Genomic DNA, 15,594 nt, shown 5'->3' with positions numbered 1-15,594 from the left:
CCTGAACAGCCACCGCCCACTTCGTTTTTTGACTGCGATCCGGCGCTCATGCTCCTGGCTTGCGCCAGACGCCGATGACCGGGGTTAGTCGTCGTTAGCGTGCGGCGCCAGCCACTCCAGCACGTTCGGCACCGCTGCGCCGGCCGTTGGCACCATCGCCGCGCCGCGCGCCAGCATGCGCTCGAGCACTTCAATATGCGGCAGCAGCGTGCCGTAGAACTGCGGCGCGCCGCCCGCCGCGGGTTGCACCAGCAGCGTCGGAAAATTATCGATATCGAGATCGCCCAGCTGGTCGGCATGGGTTTCGATATCGATCCAGACGAAGCAATCGCCGGGAAACCGGACGGCAAGCGCCGCGAACGCCTCCTGGTAGGTCCCGCAGGTGCCGCACCAGGCTGCGCACAGGCAGGCTACCAGGCGGCCTTGCGGACGCGCTGCCAACACCTGGGCGATTGCGCCCGAGTCCTGCTCCGGAAAGTAAACGGTCATGATGGGGGAAACATGAGCCTTTTCAGGCACGGGAAATCGTTTGATTGTAGCGGTCGCCAGGAAATCCGTATTTCGGCCGGCGGTACCAGGGTCGCTCACTAGCTTACCCGGCGATAGGCATTGCCCGGCAGCCGCTCCACCGAGCCCGCCAGTTCCAATGTCAGCAGGCTGGCCACCACTTGCTCGGGCGGCAGGGCAGTGCGCGCACACAGCGCGTCCAGCGTGACGGGGTCGTGGGTGAGCGTCAGGCCCAGGACATCGTCCAGCGCCGGCATGGGCGCAGGCGCCACCGGCCGGGCGGCATCCCCGGCCATGCCGAGTTCCTCGAGCACATCCTGCGCGGTTTCCACCAGCTTGGCGCCCTGGCGGATCAGCAGGTGGCAACCCTTGGACAGCGGCGCATGGATCGAGCCGGGAATGGCATAGACCTCCCGTCCCATCTCGGCTGCCAGCCGCGCGGTAATGAGCGACCCCGATCGCGCCGCCGCCTCCACCACCAGCACGCCGCGCGCGAGCGCCGCGATGATGCGGTTGCGCTGGGGAAAGTGGTGGCTGCGCCCGGGCATGCCAAGCGCAAACTCGCTGACGATGGCGCCATGGGCCGCGATGCGGTGGGCCAGGTCGCGATGGCGAGCGGGGTAGACCAGGTCGGCACCGGTGCCGATCACCGCCACGGTGCCGCCAGCACCTTCCAGAGCGCCTTCCAGAGCCCCCTCGTGCGCTGCGCCATCGATGCCCAGCGCAAGCCCCGACACCACCGTCAGCCCGGCGCCGGACAACACGCGGGCAAAGCGTCGCGCATCCTCCGTGCCCTGCACGGTGGCGCTGCGCGCACCGACCATGGCAATGGCCGGGCCGCCAAGCGCACCCAGCTGGCCTTTGACGTACAGCACCAGCGGCGGGTCGGACAGATCCAGCAAGGCACGGGGATAGGCGGCATCGGCCAGCGTCACCACATGGTTGCCCGGCTCGGCGGCCCAGGCCACGGTGCGCTCGACCAGCGCCATGGTGACAGCATCGGGCGGTGCCAACAGCGCCCGGGCTTGCTTCTCGGGGATGACCGCCGCCAGTGCGCTGACGGTCTGCGCCAGCAGCTGGTGCGGCAGCCCGAAGGTGGCCAGCAACTGGCGCAAGGCTCCTGTGCCCAGGCCACGGGCACCGGTCAGCCGCAGCCACGCCTCGATATCGGCAGCGCTGCGGGTGGTGGGCACCGGCGCCGGGTTGGCGCCGGTTGCTGCCAGCCCGGTCAACGCGGCGAAGTCACGCGGTCGCCCACCTCGATCGCGTTCGAGGCATCGGTGACCAGGGCATAGGCCACGCCGGGAAACACGCGGAACACGAAGGCCAGGCCATAGCGCTCGTCGGGCAACTGGATGGCGCGGTTGCCATCCGTGCGATCGCGCACCACCTGGCCGGCGCGGGACAGCGCGAGCACATGGCCGGGCTCGAGGCCCGCGGCGGTGCCGATATTGAGCACGACCACCTGCTTGGCGCCGCCGAACTGCACGCCGCCGTAGACCGCCGCGATGCGGCCATCGAGCATGACATCCGGCGCGCGGGGCACATAGCGCACCGGCTCGCGCGCCGGCTGGGGCATCAGCAAGGTGCCAGAGCCCATTTCCTGCTGGGCCGCCGTGACCTTGACGGTAGTTACCGCGTCGAAGCCTTCCGGCGGGCGCGACACACGGACATTGCCCTGGTACTCGGCTTCATAGCCCAGCACGCGCCCGGTAACCGGGTCCTTGACCGGCTTGACCGGCTTGAAGGCCTGCCAGTCGCTGCCGACCACCGCCTCGGGCGGGGAAATGCCGCGCGCATAGGCTGTGTCGCCCATGCCCAGGTAGACCCGCGACTCGGGCAGGGCGATGATGCGCGCCGAGGTCTCCAGCGTGCCCTGGTCCACCACCAGCGGGCGGATCAGGAACGGCTCGATGTCCTTGGCGGGAATGCTGGCGATGGCGCCATCGGGCCCGCCTTCGCTGCGCACGCTTGGCGTGAGCCGCACCGTGCCGCCAGCATCGGGGCTGGTGGAAAGCCAGGCGCGGCCGTCGCGCTGAATCAGGTACAGGACCTGGCCGGGATAGATCAGGTGTGGATTGCGGATCTGCTGCTGGTTCATCCCCCACAGCTCGGGCCAGCGCCAGGGCTGGCGCAGGAAGCGCCCGGAGATCCCCCAAAGCGTGTCACCCCCTCGCACGACATACTGCTGGGGCGCGTCCGAAGCCAGGTCAGCAGCGGCAATGCCTTGCTGCGCGGTAACGGCGGCCTGGGCCCGCTGGGCCGGGGTAACGGTAAGATCGGCGGCATGTACTGGCGCCCCTGTGACGGCAGTGATTCCGGCCGCACACAACATCCAACGGGCAAACGCGTACGGCCTGCGGCCCGGCGCCGCCTGGTGTTCTTTGGTAAGATCGCGCATTTTCTCGAACCGGCTGGCAGAACAGCCGGATTGACCCTGGAGAGCGTGCCTGTTGCGGCGCGCCTTGAATTTTTGTACTTGCGCCCCGATTCTGCATGTAAACACCCGTAGCCGCAACGCGCGGGTCACATGTGTGAGCGGCAGGCGTTGCGCCCCAGCATCATGGCTAAACTCGATATCCTGACCTACCCCGATCCCCGCCTGCATACCGTGGCAAAACCGGTTGCCGTGGTGGACGACCGCATTCGCAAGCTGGTAGAGGACATGGCCGAGACCATGTACGAAGCCCCCGGCATCGGACTGGCCGCGACCCAGGTGGACGTGCACGAACAGGTGGTGGTGATCGATATCTCCGAGACCCGTGACGCACTGCAGGTCTTCATCAACCCGGAGATCGTCTGGTCCAGCGACACCCGCAAGGTGGCGGAAGAGGGCTGCCTGTCGGTGCCCGAGGTCTACGACCGGGTCGAGCGCCCGGACCATGTGCGCGTGCGTGCCCTGAACGAGAAGGGCGAGCCCTTCGAGATCGAAGCCGACGAGCTGCTGGCCGTGTGCATCCAGCACGAGATGGACCACCTCAAGGGCAAGGTCTTCGTCGAGTACCTGTCGCCACTGAAGCTTCAGCGCATCAAGTCCAAGCTGGTCAAGCTGCACAAGCGCGAACGCACCCGCATGTAAGGCAGCCGCGGCCGGCCGCGCGCCGGCACTGGCCTGCTACCGGCCAGCTAGCGGTCTGCTATCGTATTGCCTTCCCGATGAATCAAGTTACCGGCCGCTGATGCGGCCGGTGCCGCTTTATGCCGGAGCGTGCCATGTCCCAAGCCGCAAGCCCATCCCAAGCGCTGCGCGTTGCCTTTGCCGGCACGCCCGAATTTGCCCGCGTGGCGCTCGAAGCCATCCACGCCGCCGGTTTCCCGGTGGTGGCGGTGCTCAGCCAGCCCGACCGGCCAGCCGGCCGCGGCTTGCAGCTGCAGGCCAGCCCGGTCAAGCAGTACGCGCTGGAGCAAAGCCTGGGCCCGGTGCTGCAGCCACGCTCGCTGCGCCGCAACGGCAAGTATCCTGAAGAGGCCGGTGCCGCCGTGGACGCGCTGGCGCAGATCGCCCCGGATGTCATGGTGGTGGCCGCCTACGGCCTGATCCTGCCGGCCGAGGTGCTGGCGTTGCCGCGCTACGGCTGCCTGAACATCCATGCCTCGCTGCTGCCGCGCTGGCGGGGCGCCGCGCCCATCCACCGCGCCATCGAGGCTGGCGACGCGCAGACCGGCATCACGCTGATGCAGATGGACGAAGGGCTGGATACGGGCGCGATGATCCAGGGCGAAACCGTGCCGATCGGCCCCGGCGACACCACCGGCACCCTGCACGATGCGCTAGCCGCGCTGGGCGGGCGCATGGTGGTGGAGGCGCTGCGCCGCCTCGCCGCGGGCCAGCCGCTCACCGGCACGCCGCAGCCGGCCGAGGGCGTGACCTATGCCGAGAAGATCGCCAAGGAAGAAGCCCCGCTGGACCTGCGCCGCCCGGCTGCGGCGCTGGCCGCCCAGGTGCGCGCCTTCAATCCGTTTCCCGGCGCCACCGTGCAGGTCGGCGAGACCGTCATCAAGTGCTGGCAGGCCCAGCCCCTGGCGTCCACGGCCAGCCACCCGCAGGCGCCGGGCACCGTGCTCGCGGCGGATGCCGATGGCGTGGTGATCGCCTGCGGCGAAGGCGCGCTGCGCGTGACCGAGTTGCAAAAGCCGGGCGGGCGCCGCGTGCCGGCCCAGCAATTCCTGCAGAGCATGCCGCTGCCGCCGGGTACCTGCTGCGCCGTGCCTGGCGGCACGGCATAATCGCCCTGCGCTAGCGGCAAAGCCACGGTGGCTGACTTGCCGCAGCGCGCTGCGCGCCCCATTTCTGTAGCTCATCCACCGGCAGCCAACCATGCTCGGCATTACTGACCTTCCCTTGTTCGTCGGCGCGGTGTTCCTGCTCAATGTGACGCCTGGCCCGGATACCGCCTATATCGTCGGGCGCAGCGTGGCGCAGGGCAGGGCGGCAGGCGTGGTCTCGGCGCTCGGGGTCAGTGCCGGATGCTGCGTGCATTCGCTGGCCATCGCCTTCGGCCTGACTGCCTTGCTGGCGGCATCGGCCACCGCCTTTACCCTGATCAAGTTTGCCGGCGCTGCCTATCTGGTGTGGCTTGGGCTGCGCCTGATCTGGCAGCGATCCGCGCCCCCCGGCGCGGACGCGGCCCCCGCTGCCCAGCCGGGCACGCGCGGCCTGCGCGCTTTGTTCATGCAGGGCTTTCTCACCAATGTGCTGAATCCAAAGGTGATCCTGTTCTTCATTTCCTTCTTCCCGCAGTTCGTGGATCGCAACGCCGAGCATCAGGCCCTGGCATTCCTGGCCCTGGGCGGCGTCATGGTGGCGATGTCGACGCTATGGAACAGCCTGGTGGCATGGATGGCGGGCACCCTGACCCGCCGCGCCAGCGAGGTGCCGCGCCTCAAGTGCTGGATGGATCGCATTGTGGGTATTGCATTCATCGGGCTGGGTGCGCGCCTGGCCTTCGCCCAACGCTAGGAACCGTTGCCGAACCTGCTGGCGCAACGAATGGCCGCCGGCACCGGCTGCCCTTTTTTTAGGCAGGTGACGGTTGAATTTCCGGGGCGGGGTACTATCTAAACAGCACCGCGTCACGCTTTCCGTAGCACGGCCAGCCCGGCCACCGGGCGCGCGCGCGAGGATGATTTTTTCGGAGATCACGACAATGTTCAACTGGGTCAAGACCTTCATGCTGATGGCCGCCATCACGGCGCTGTTCATCGTCATCGGCGGCATGATCGGCGGCCGCAGCGGCATGATGTTCGCGCTGATCATGGCGCTGGGCATGAACTTCTTCTCTTACTGGTTCTCGGACAAGATGGTCCTGCGCATGTACAACGCGCAGGAAGTCGACGCGAGCACGGCACCGCAGTTCTACGGCATGGTGCAGGAGCTGGCGCAGCGCGCCCAGCTGCCGATGCCGCGCGTGTACCTGATCAACGAGGATGCGCCCAACGCCTTTGCCACCGGCCGCGATCCGGAGCATGCCGCCGTTGCGGCCACCACGGGCATCCTGCGGGTGCTATCGGAGCGCGAGCTGCGCGGCGTGATGGCCCACGAGCTGGCTCACGTGCAGCACCGCGACATCCTGATCTCGACCATCGCCGCCACCATGGCCGGCGCCATCGCCGCGCTGGCCAACTTCGCCATGTTCTTTGGCGGGCGCGACGAGAACGGCAACCGCTCCAACCCCATTGCCAGTATCGCGGTGGCAATCCTTGCCCCGCTGGCAGCCTCGCTGATCCAGATGGCAATCTCCCGCGCCCGGGAATTCGAGGCGGATCGCGGCGGCGCCACCATCAGCGGCGACCCGCAGGCGCTGGCGATGGCGCTCGACAAGATCCATCGCTATGCGCAGGGGATTCCGTTCCCGACCGCGGAGCAGCACCCGGCCACGGCGCAGATGATGATCATGAACCCGCTCTCGGGCAGCGGCATCGCCAACCTGTTCTCGACCCACCCGGCCACCGAGGAACGGGTGGCGCGGCTGATGCAGATGGCACAGACGGGCGTCTATCCGGTGTAAGCGCGGCCCAATCGAGGCACAAGCGCGGTCCAAGCCGCCGCGCTACCCCCTCGCCGCGGCCAGCCAGGCGCAAAATCGCCGGTCCCCGCCACATACAGGGTAAACTGCCCGCCGTGCTTCCCCGGAAGCGGCGGGCAGTGTTTTTTTGGCCTCGCCCGGCCTTGCCGCCAGTCCTCGCCGCTTGCGGCTTGCCCCCTGCCACCCCGTCTTACCGTCTCACTGCCCCACTGTCATGCGCCTGCAACACGAATCCCTCGCCTTCCAGATGCTCGCCGCCGCGGCTGCCGTACGCGGCGTCAACGAAGGCAGCGCGCTGCCGCTGGCCATCGAGAACGCCGCTGCCCAGTACCGCCTGGACCGCGTGCGCGACGCCGCCACGCGTGGCGCCCTGCAGGACCTGGCCTATCGCACCATGCGCCAGTTCGGCACGGCGCGCGCGCTGGTCACCAAGCTGGTGACCCGGCCGCCCGGCGCGCTGGTGGACTCACTGCTGGCCGTGGCGCTGGCGCTGCTGGTCGAGGACGAGCAGGGGGAAGGGGGCTATACCGAGTTCACCGTGGTCGACCAGGCCGTCAGCGCGGCAGCCTCCGAGCCCAAGACCGCGCACGCACGCGGGCTGGTGAACGCCGTGCTGCGCCGTTTCCTGCGTGAACGCAAGGCACTGCTGGCCGAGGTGCGCCAGGACGACGAAGCGCGCTGGAACCTGCCCGCATGGTGGCTGGATGCGCTGCGCAAGGCGTACCCGGACCAGTGGACCGCGCTGGCCGAGAGCGCCAATGTGCGCCCGCCCATGACCCTGCGCGTCAATACGGCGCGGGTCTCGGTGCCCGACTACCTCAAGCGCGTGCTCAATGCCGGCATGGCGGGCGTGGCCATCGGCCCGCAGGCCGTGCGGCTGGTGCGCGCGTTTCCCGTGTCGCAGATCCCCGGGTTTGCCGAGGGCGATGTCTCGGTGCAGGACGCCGGCGCGCAACTGGCCGCTCCGCTTCTGGACCTGGCCGACGGCCAGCGCGTGCTCGATGCGTGCGCTGCGCCCGGCGGCAAGACCGGCCACATCCTTGAACTCGCCAACGTGGAAGTCACCGCGCTGGAGAGCGACGCGCAGCGCGCCACCCGCATCGACGAGAACCTCGCGCGCCTGGGCCAGCAAGCCACCGTGGTGGTAGGCGACGCAAGCCGCCCGCAAGACTGGTGGGACAACCGCCAGTACGACCGCATCCTGGCCGACGTACCGTGCTCGGCCTCGGGCATCGTGCGCCGCCACCCGGACATCCGCTGGCTGCGCCGCGAGGTGGATATCCCCCGGCTGGTCACCGAGCAGCGGCGCATCGTGTCACAGCTCTGGAGCCTGCTCAAGCCGGGCGGCATCCTGGTCTATGTCACCTGTTCTATTTTCCCAACGGAGAACGAAGAGCAGGCGCGCTGGTTTGGTGCACAGCTACCAGATGCGATACGATTGCAAGCGCCCGGCCAGATGCTGCCGGGCAGCAAGGATCAGTTGGCCGGTGGCGGAAATGGCAGCCAGGAAGGCCTGCCCACCGATCACGATGGCTTCTTCTACGCCCGTTTCCAGAAACGACCCTGACCGATCCCAATCGATCCCAATGCCGAACCCGCTTCGCTTGTTCGTCCTTCGCGTCCCAGACGACAGTGCGTGCGTGTCCCTTGCTGCAGCCCGGGCAGCTGGTTCAGTAGCCGGCGCCGGCCCGCTATGCGGCGCGCGCGCGCGGCTGGCGTCGTGGTGGCTCGCGGCGACGATCATGCTCGGTATCCTGATGACGCTGGTCGCGCTGCCGGGCACGGCGCGCGCCGACGGCATTGAAGTCAACGAGGCCCGCATCGAGTACCAGGATGGCGGCTTCGATCTGGCCGCGAGTTTCGATTTCGATCTGCCGCCGCCGCTTGAAGACGCGCTCAACAAAGGCATCTCGCTGTATTTCGTCGTCGATTTCCAGCTTTCCCGCCCACGCTGGTACTGGTTCGATGAAAAACCCGTCAATGCCAGCCGCAGCGTGCGGCTGTCCTACCATCCGCTCACGCGCCAGTACCGCGTGTCCACCGGCGGCCTGCAATTGCCGTTCATGCGCCTGAAGGGCGCGCTGCAGTTCATCCAGCGCGTGCGTGGCTGGCGCGTGTTCGAGCGCAGCATGGTCAAGCCGGGCGAGACCTACCAGGCCGAAGCGCGCATGCGCCTGGACCTGACACAGCTGCCCAAGCCGTTCCAGATCAACGCCGTCAACACCCGCGAGTGGAACCTGGCATCGGAATGGCGGCGCTTCAGCTTCACCGTGCCGAGCGAATTCCCGCCGCCGCCCGCGCCCACGCCACCGCCACAATTGGTGCCCGTGCCGACACCGGCGCCGGCGTCTGCCGCGTCCGCCGCGGTGGCCGGCGAAACGCGTGCGGTGCCGTTCGCGCAGACCGTATCGACCGTGCTCTCTCCCACCACCCTGGTGCAGCCGGCCGCGGGCCAGCCATGAGCGCCCCACCCAGCCTGTGGGACAGCCGGTTCCGGCGCGTGCTTTACCGCGTCGTGGCGGGCATCATCGTGTTCCTGGCGCTGGTGCTGGTGGCACTGCTCGCCGGCGCCTCGGCCAATACCGAATTCTTCGATCGGTACTTCACGCTGCTGTTCAAGATCAACCTGGTGATCGGCATCCTGCTGGTGCTGATCATCGGCGCGCTGGCGCTGACCCTGTGGCTGCGCTACCGCCGCGGCAAGTTCGGCACGCGGCTGATGACCAAGCTCGCCGTGTTCTTTGGCGTGGTGGGCGTGCTGCCCGGCGTGCTGATCTACCTGGTGTCGCTGCAGTTCGTCTCGCGCAGCATCGAGTCCTGGTTCGACGTTCGCGTCGAGACCGCGCTCGAGGCCGGCCTCAACCTTGGCCGCTCCACCATCGACAGCTCGTTGTCGGACCTGCAAGGCAAGGCGCGGCTGATGGCCGACCAGCTCACCAGCTCGCCCAACGTTGCCACCTCGCTGCAGCTCAACCGGCTGCGCGAGCAATACGGCGTGCAGGAAGCCGCCATCTTTACCGGCAGCGGCCGCGTGATCGCCACGGCGTCGAGCAACTATGCGTCGCTGGTGCCGGACCTGCCCTCTGGCGTGCTGGCCGAGCAGGCCCGGCTGGCCGGCGGCTATGCCGCGGTGGAAGGGGGCACCGATCCATCGGTCGATAGCCATCACCAGCCCGAGCGTACCGATGGCGCCCACCTGTACCGGCTGCGCGTCATCGTGCCGCTGGGCCCAGCGCCCACCGCGCAAACCGAAGCACCCCCAACCGCGGATAGCGCCAGCCGGCCCGCGGGCAAGCCGGCCCTCAATGCTGCCGGCCGCTGGGCCGGGTCGGGGCTGTCGGTCGAGCGCCGACCCGAGGACGCCGCATCGTCCGGGTTCGGGCTGGTGGGCGACACGGTGCGCGAGGAGCGCTACCTGCAGGTCGTGCATCCGGTGCCGGCAGCGTTGGCGCGCAATGCCGACGAAGTCCAGCGCGCCTACCAGGAGTACCAGGAAAAGGCGCTCGGCCGCACCGGCCTGCGCAAGATGTATATCGGCACGCTGACGCTCACGCTGTTCCTCGCGGTGTTCATTGCCGTGATGCTGGCGCTGTTGCTCGGCGGGCAGCTGGCGCGGCCGCTGCTGATGTTGCTGCAAGGGACCAAGGAAGTGGCCGAGGGCGACCTCTCGCCCAAGCGCGAGCTCAAGAGCCGCGACGAGCTCGGCATGCTGACGCAGCAGTTCAACATGATGACGCGCCAGCTGTCGGAAGCGCGCATCGCGGTGGAGCAGAACCGCAGCGCGCTCGAGAAATCGACGGCGTATCTCGAGAGCGTGCTGCAGAACCTCACCGCCGGCGTGTTCGTGTTCGATCGCCGCTTTGTGCTGATCACCGCCAATCCCGGGGCCGAGCGCATCTTCCGTCAGCCGTTTTCCGGCGCTCTGGGCCAGCCCATCGACAGCATCCCGGTCCTCGGCGAGTTCGGCGACATCGTGCGGCAGGCCTTCTCCGAGCAGAGCACCAGTGAAATGCTGGGCGGCGCGCAGCACTGGCAAAAGCAGATCGAGCTGCCGCAGAGCGACGAGGAACAAGCGCTTACGCTGCTGGTGCGCGGCGCGCGCCTGCCGGGCGGGCGCGGCGACGAGCGCGACGAACCCGGCTACGTGGTGGTATTCGACGACATTTCCGATGTGATTTCCGCTCAACGCTCGGTGGCGTGGGGCGAAGTGGCACGGCGCCTCGCGCATGAAATCAAGAACCCGCTGACCCCGATCCAGCTCTCGGCCGAGCGCCTGCAGATGAAGCTCTCGCCCAAACTGGAGGGCACCGACGTCGACGTGCTCAAGCGCGGCGCCACCACCATCGTCAACCAGGTGCAGGCCATGAAGCGCATGGTCGACGACTTCCGCGATTACGCCCGCACGCCGCCAGCGCTGTTGCAGTCACTACAGCTCAACGGCCTGGTCGCCGAAGTGCTGCATCTCTACGGCATCGACGACACCGGCACGTACGAGCACGCCGTGATCCATCCGTCGCTGGCGGCCTGCCTGCCCGAAATCAAGGGCGATCCGACCCAGCTGCGCCAGGTGATTCACAACCTGCTGCAAAACGCGCAGGATGCGGTGGCGGACAACCTCGGCGCGGCTAGGGCGGCGCCCCATATCGCTCTGCACACCGAGACTGTAGAATACAAAGATTCTGCCGGCGAAGACCGGCAGGCCGTCAAGCTCACCATTGCGGATAACGGTCCCGGTTTCGCTCCGCGTATCCTTAGTCGCGCGTTCGAGCCGTATGTGACCACCAAGGCCAAAGGAACAGGCCTGGGTCTTGCAATGGTGAAGAAGATCATTGACGAACACGGCGCACGCATCGAGTTGCGCAATCGCATGGAGGGCTCCGACATCATCGGGGCGCAGATCTCCATCCTGTTCGTTAAACTGGCATAGTCAATGTGCGGCCCCGAACCCGGCAAGCCGCGGTGGGGTCAAGAGGGGAAGTATGGCAACCATCCTCGTAGTCGACGACGAAATGGGTATCCGGGAGTTGCTCTCGGAAATCCTCAGCGACGAAGGCCATGTGGTCGAAGTGGCAGAAAACGCGCAGAAAGCGCGCGAGTACCGTGCCGGCAATACGCCAGACCTGGTGCTGCTTGACATCTGGATGCCCGATACCGACGGCGTCACGCTGCTCAAGGAGTGGTCGGCCCAAGGCTTGCTCTCCATGCCCGTCATCATGATGTCGGGACACGCAACCATCGATACCGCGGTGGAGGCAACCAAGATTGGCGCGCTCAATTTCCTCGAGAAGCCAATTGCCTTGCAAAAGCTGCTTTCGGCAGTCGAGCAGGGCCTGGCGCGTGGCATCGAGCGTCCGCGCTCGGGCGTGGCCGCAGGCGCGGCGCTGCCCGCGAACGGCAATGGCGAGGGCACGGCGGCGATTGCCGCGGAAAGCGCCGCCGAGACCGCCAATGGCAGCCCGCAACGCTTGCCAGAAGCCGAGATGCATTTCTCTTTCGACATGCCGCTGCGCGAAGCACGCGACCTGTTCGAGCGCGCTTACTTCGAATACCACTTGCTGCGCGAGCACGGCAGCATGACCCGCGTCGCAGAGAAAACCGGCCTCGAACGCACCCACTTGTACCGCAAGCTCAAGCAGCTTGGCGTGGAACTCGGCCGCAACAAGCCGGAACCTGCGGAACAATGATGCGGTGATGCACGCAGCGCTTGACCGGGTCGAAAAGCGCTGTTATAGTTTCGCTTCTTTGGCCCGGTAGCTCAGTCGGTAGAGCAGAGGATTGAAAATCCTTGTGTCGGCGGTTCGATTCCGTCCCAGGCCACCAGCATTACGAAAAAGCCCAAGGTCTGAAAAGGTCTTGGGCTTTTTTCATTGTGGCCATCGTTTCATCGCTGCCTTGCAGGCCTTCTTCCGGCGCGTCTCAGAGGCGCGGCCCTGGGCGCTAGACCCTCCCCCATCCACACGCATTTGGCCACTTAGAACACGGCCTGGACGCGGCTATCGCCTCTGCTGCTGCGGCCTCGCCGCACGCGCGCAAACCCTTGCTATATCGCCTGCCACCGCCTAATGTTTAGGCACGAATTCGTCCGTCCAGTGCCATCGCGTCCGCGATTATCGGCATTGCGCCAATTACCCCCAAAATCCGCTTTTCGCATTTGATCCTGACCTCCGATTTTCGCGATGTCATGCCACCATCCATGCCATCCCGATAGCGATTCAGCCAAGCACGCCAAGCACGCCAAGCACGCCAAGCACGCCAAGCATTCGATACCACCGGTTCATTCAAAACAACCCAAGCATGCATTGACGCTGCGAGGCGAAAGACGAAACACTGCGCGCTCCCGCCCATCACTGCAAACCCGATGCACGCGCCTTCCCCCGAAACCATGGCCGACCCGGCCCACGCTGCCGAACCACACAGCGCAAGCGTACCTGCGGCTGCGAGCACGCTCTGCCAGCGCCTGGTCGCGGAAGGACTCGGCACGGCGCTGCTGGTAGCGGTGGTGGTGGGCTCGGGCATTCGTGCGCAGCAGCTGGCCGGCGGCAATGTCGCGCTGGCCTTGCTGGCGAACTCGCTGGCCACGGGCGGCGGGCTGATTGCATTGTTGCTCGCGCTGGGACCGGTCTCGGGTGGGCACTTCAACCCGGTCGTCACGCTCTGCGCGATGGTGCGCGGCGCGCTGCCGGCGCGCGATGCCTGGCGCTACGGACTGGTGCAGATGGGCGGCGCCATCGCAGGGGTCGCCTGCGCGCATGCGATGTTTGGCGAGCCAACGCTGGCCTGGTCGGCGCAAAGCCGTACCGGGCCATCGATGTGGTGGAGCGAGTTTGTTGCCACCTTTGGCCTCGTCGGCATAGCGATTGGCACCGGGCGCAGCCGGCCCGGGCTGGTGCCGTTCGCAGTGGCGGGCTATATCACTGCAGGGTACTGGTTCACGGCATCGACGTCATTCGCCAACCCGGCGCTGACCCTTGCGTGCGCGCTGACGGCAACCTTCACCGGCATTCGCGCCATCGATGTGCCGGGCTTCGTGCTAGCGCAGCTAGCGGGCGGGCTGAGCGCCGCGCTGGTCTTCCACTGGCTGCTGCGAGCACCCGCGGTGCTGCCGGGCCGCGCGCCGCTCACGCGCAAGGCGCCATGGCGAGCAGCGGCTGCAGCCGCTATCGCGCCTACCAGCGGCGATTGAGCTGTACGCCGAAGATTGAGCCCGAGGTCTGCGAAGCCCAGGTATCGGTGGGTGAGGCAAAGGCGATGCCGTCCACGTCGTTGGCCTTGCTGTAGGTGTAGAAGGCGCGCAGGTTGGCATTGCCGGCCGCCTTGCCAAGCGTGAAGGTAGGCGCCACGGTCACCGCAGTGCGCTGTCCGCTGGCGCCGAAGCCCGAAGAGATCTGGTCGTGCGCCACTTCGAAGGTCAGCTTGAACTGGTCGCTGGCGATATAGGCGGGGCGCACGCGCGTGGCCATCCATTGCAGCGTGCCCACCGGCGAGCGGTCGAACTGCATGCTGGACTCAACCGAGCCCGCCAGGCCCAGCCCCGAGCGTTGCTTCCACTCCATCGATTCGGCCACGCGTACCCGCGACAAGGCGGGCCCCATGCCGGTGTAGCCGGTCAACGCGTTACGGCTGCCCTCGCCAAACTGCATGCCGAAGCGGTTGGTGCCGGCGAGCACGCCTTGCTGCTCGTGCATGGCCGACACCCACCACGCACTGCCGGTCTGCTGGATCAGCGGCTGCGCTTCCACCCGCGTATAGCCCAGTTGCACCGAGCCTTTCTCATTGGTGGCGATGGGCGCGGTGCGCAGCGAGTGATAGCTCGGCAGGTTGGCGCCGTTCAGGTCATTGCGCGCGGTGTACTGGTAGTTGAGCGCGATGTCGCCAAAGCGGGCGTTATCCACGCCGAAACGCATCGCCGGCGATGTAGGCGGCAGCAGTCCCGACGACATCAGGAACGATGCGCTCTCGCGCCGGCCGGCCCACATCGTGGCGCCGTCCAGCACCGACAGCCCGCTGACCGAGGTATAGATCTGCGGCAGCAGGGCATAGGGATCAACCGCGGCCGGGCGGCCATTGATCGACGTGGCATCGGTCCCCTTGGCCTGCGCCACCAGCTGCACCTGCGCGCCGCCGTCGAGCGAGAACAGGGACTCCTTGACCTTGACCTCGCCGGTGCTGCGGCACGCGAGTCCGCCACCGATGCCGGTGGACAAGGTGCCGCCGCCAGCGCAGGCACGGGTGGCGGTGGTGCGATCGTCATACGCGGCGCGCCCGCTGTAGCCGAGCCGCCAGACCTGCTCGCCGGCAGGATCATCAGCGGGCAGCTGGGACACCAGCGCATAGCTTTCGCCGGCCAGCGCCGGCGTATCGGCAACCTCGCCCTCGGCGGGCGTGCCGGCCTTCGGCATGGCGTCCGCCACGAACTCGCCAAGGCGCTTGGGAAAGAGCACCACGGGCGGGGGAGGCGCAACAACCGGCTCCGGGGGCAAAGGTGGATCGGGCGGGCCGGCGAGCTCGATACCGTTGTCATCCAGCCCGGCATTGGCCCAGGTAGCAGGCGGAGGCGGCTCAGGCAGGGCGGGGGGGGTGGCGGTGCTGGTGGCGGGCGAAGCACCATCAGCGGCGGCGGCTTTGGGCGCTTCCGGCGCGATAGCCGCGGCAGGGGCGTCGCCGGCTATCGGGGCCGCGGCCGCTTGTTCATTCGAAATCAGCGCTGCCAGCGGATCAGCCTCAGGCGGGGTCGCCGCACGCTGTGCCGCCGTGGGCGTGGCCGGCACATCGGCTGCCGCCAGGTCAGGCCCGGTCTGCGCGCACGCGTTCCATCCCCAGGCGGCCAGCACGGCAACGGCGAGGCAACGCGAGCGGAGCGCCGGCAGGCGGCCGGAAGCGGGCGAAACGGCAGACAACATAGGGCAGGACCAGTAAGGCGTGATTTTTTAACAGTCGACCGATTGGACCGCAAGCGGGGTTACAAAAACCGCGGCGGGGCGTCCTTCTCACCATATGGAATACGTCGCTTGCGGCATCTGGCACGCGATGGCGCGGTCATGCCAATGGGAGCGGAGCGGGA

13 protein-coding genes and 1 tRNA gene are annotated in these 15,594 nt (G+C 67.5%); 10 read left to right on the top strand and 4 right to left on the bottom strand.

What is annotated here, in order from left to right; genetic code table 11:
• Positions 1 to 84: 84 nt before the first annotated feature.
• From AC1RQC_RS02360 to AC1RQC_RS02350, 3 genes are all read right to left on the bottom strand, one after another.
• On the bottom strand, positions 85 to 489 hold the full coding sequence (locus tag AC1RQC_RS02360; protein WP_492376172.1) for a thioredoxin family protein: 405 nt from the start codon (positions 487 to 489) through the stop codon (positions 85 to 87).
• Positions 490 to 587: 98 nt separating this feature from the next.
• Positions 588 to 1,739 (bottom strand): DNA-processing protein DprA, encoded by a 1,152-nt coding sequence (gene dprA, locus AC1RQC_RS02355; protein WP_492827604.1) that lies wholly within the window; start codon positions 1,737 to 1,739, stop codon positions 588 to 590.
• Positions 1,736 to 2,908 carry a LysM peptidoglycan-binding domain-containing protein gene (locus AC1RQC_RS02350; RefSeq protein WP_492376170.1) on the bottom strand — a complete coding sequence of 391 codons (1,173 nt, stop codon included), beginning with the start codon at positions 2,906 to 2,908 and terminating at the stop codon, positions 1,736 to 1,738. The genes dprA and AC1RQC_RS02350 overlap by 4 nt, the downstream gene beginning before the upstream one ends.
• A 162-nt stretch (positions 2,909 to 3,070) precedes the next feature.
• On the opposite strand from AC1RQC_RS02350, the gene def reads away from it, so the two are divergent.
• The 10 genes from def to AC1RQC_RS02300 all read left to right on the top strand — a co-directional run bounded on the left by def (position 3,071) and on the right by AC1RQC_RS02300 (position 13,716).
• Complete coding sequence (gene def / locus AC1RQC_RS02345; RefSeq protein WP_492376169.1) at positions 3,071 to 3,586, top strand: peptide deformylase; 516 nt, start codon at positions 3,071 to 3,073, stop codon at positions 3,584 to 3,586.
• 134 nt (positions 3,587 to 3,720) lie between these two features.
• Positions 3,721 to 4,734 (top strand): methionyl-tRNA formyltransferase, encoded by a 1,014-nt coding sequence (gene fmt, locus AC1RQC_RS02340; protein ID WP_492376168.1) that lies wholly within the window; start codon positions 3,721 to 3,723, stop codon positions 4,732 to 4,734.
• Positions 4,735 to 4,825: 91 nt separating this feature from the next.
• Positions 4,826 to 5,467 (top strand): LysE family translocator, encoded by a 642-nt coding sequence (locus tag AC1RQC_RS02335; protein ID WP_492809208.1) that lies wholly within the window; start codon positions 4,826 to 4,828, stop codon positions 5,465 to 5,467.
• A gap of 187 nt (positions 5,468 to 5,654) precedes the next feature.
• The gene (gene htpX / locus AC1RQC_RS02330) at positions 5,655 to 6,515 is read left to right on the top strand and encodes a zinc metalloprotease HtpX (protein ID WP_174424359.1); all 861 of its coding nucleotides are present in this window, start codon (positions 5,655 to 5,657) and stop codon (positions 6,513 to 6,515) included.
• Between the two features lie 232 nt (positions 6,516 to 6,747).
• Positions 6,748 to 8,100 carry a 16S rRNA (cytosine(967)-C(5))-methyltransferase RsmB gene (rsmB, locus tag AC1RQC_RS02325; protein WP_492882369.1) on the top strand — a complete coding sequence of 451 codons (1,353 nt, stop codon included), beginning with the start codon at positions 6,748 to 6,750 and terminating at the stop codon, positions 8,098 to 8,100.
• Between the two features lie 175 nt (positions 8,101 to 8,275).
• Positions 8,276 to 8,995, top strand: coding sequence for a DUF4390 domain-containing protein (locus AC1RQC_RS02320; RefSeq protein ID WP_150987592.1), 720 nt, complete (start codon positions 8,276 to 8,278; stop codon positions 8,993 to 8,995).
• Complete coding sequence (locus AC1RQC_RS02315) at positions 8,992 to 11,460, top strand: sensor histidine kinase (protein WP_492376165.1); 2,469 nt, start codon at positions 8,992 to 8,994, stop codon at positions 11,458 to 11,460. The genes AC1RQC_RS02320 and AC1RQC_RS02315 overlap by 4 nt, the downstream gene beginning before the upstream one ends.
• A 52-nt stretch (positions 11,461 to 11,512) precedes the next feature.
• Positions 11,513 to 12,217 (top strand): response regulator, encoded by a 705-nt coding sequence (locus AC1RQC_RS02310; RefSeq protein ID WP_043350899.1) that lies wholly within the window; start codon positions 11,513 to 11,515, stop codon positions 12,215 to 12,217.
• A gap of 60 nt (positions 12,218 to 12,277) precedes the next feature.
• A tRNA-Phe gene (locus tag AC1RQC_RS02305) sits at positions 12,278 to 12,353 on the top strand.
• Between the two features lie 562 nt (positions 12,354 to 12,915).
• Positions 12,916 to 13,716, top strand: a complete 801-nt coding sequence (locus tag AC1RQC_RS02300; RefSeq protein WP_492376174.1) for an aquaporin — start codon at positions 12,916 to 12,918, stop codon at positions 13,714 to 13,716.
• On the opposite strand, the gene AC1RQC_RS02295 is transcribed toward AC1RQC_RS02300, so the two are convergent.
• Positions 13,700 to 15,433, bottom strand: coding sequence for a carbohydrate porin (locus AC1RQC_RS02295; RefSeq protein ID WP_492882368.1), 1,734 nt, complete (start codon positions 15,431 to 15,433; stop codon positions 13,700 to 13,702). The genes AC1RQC_RS02300 and AC1RQC_RS02295 overlap by 17 nt on opposite strands.
• Positions 15,434 to 15,594: the final 161 nt, after the last annotated feature.

The organism is Cupriavidus sp. GW822-FHT03E04 (assembly GCF_058801495.1).
This window is presented reverse-complemented; position numbering and strand designations above follow the sequence as displayed.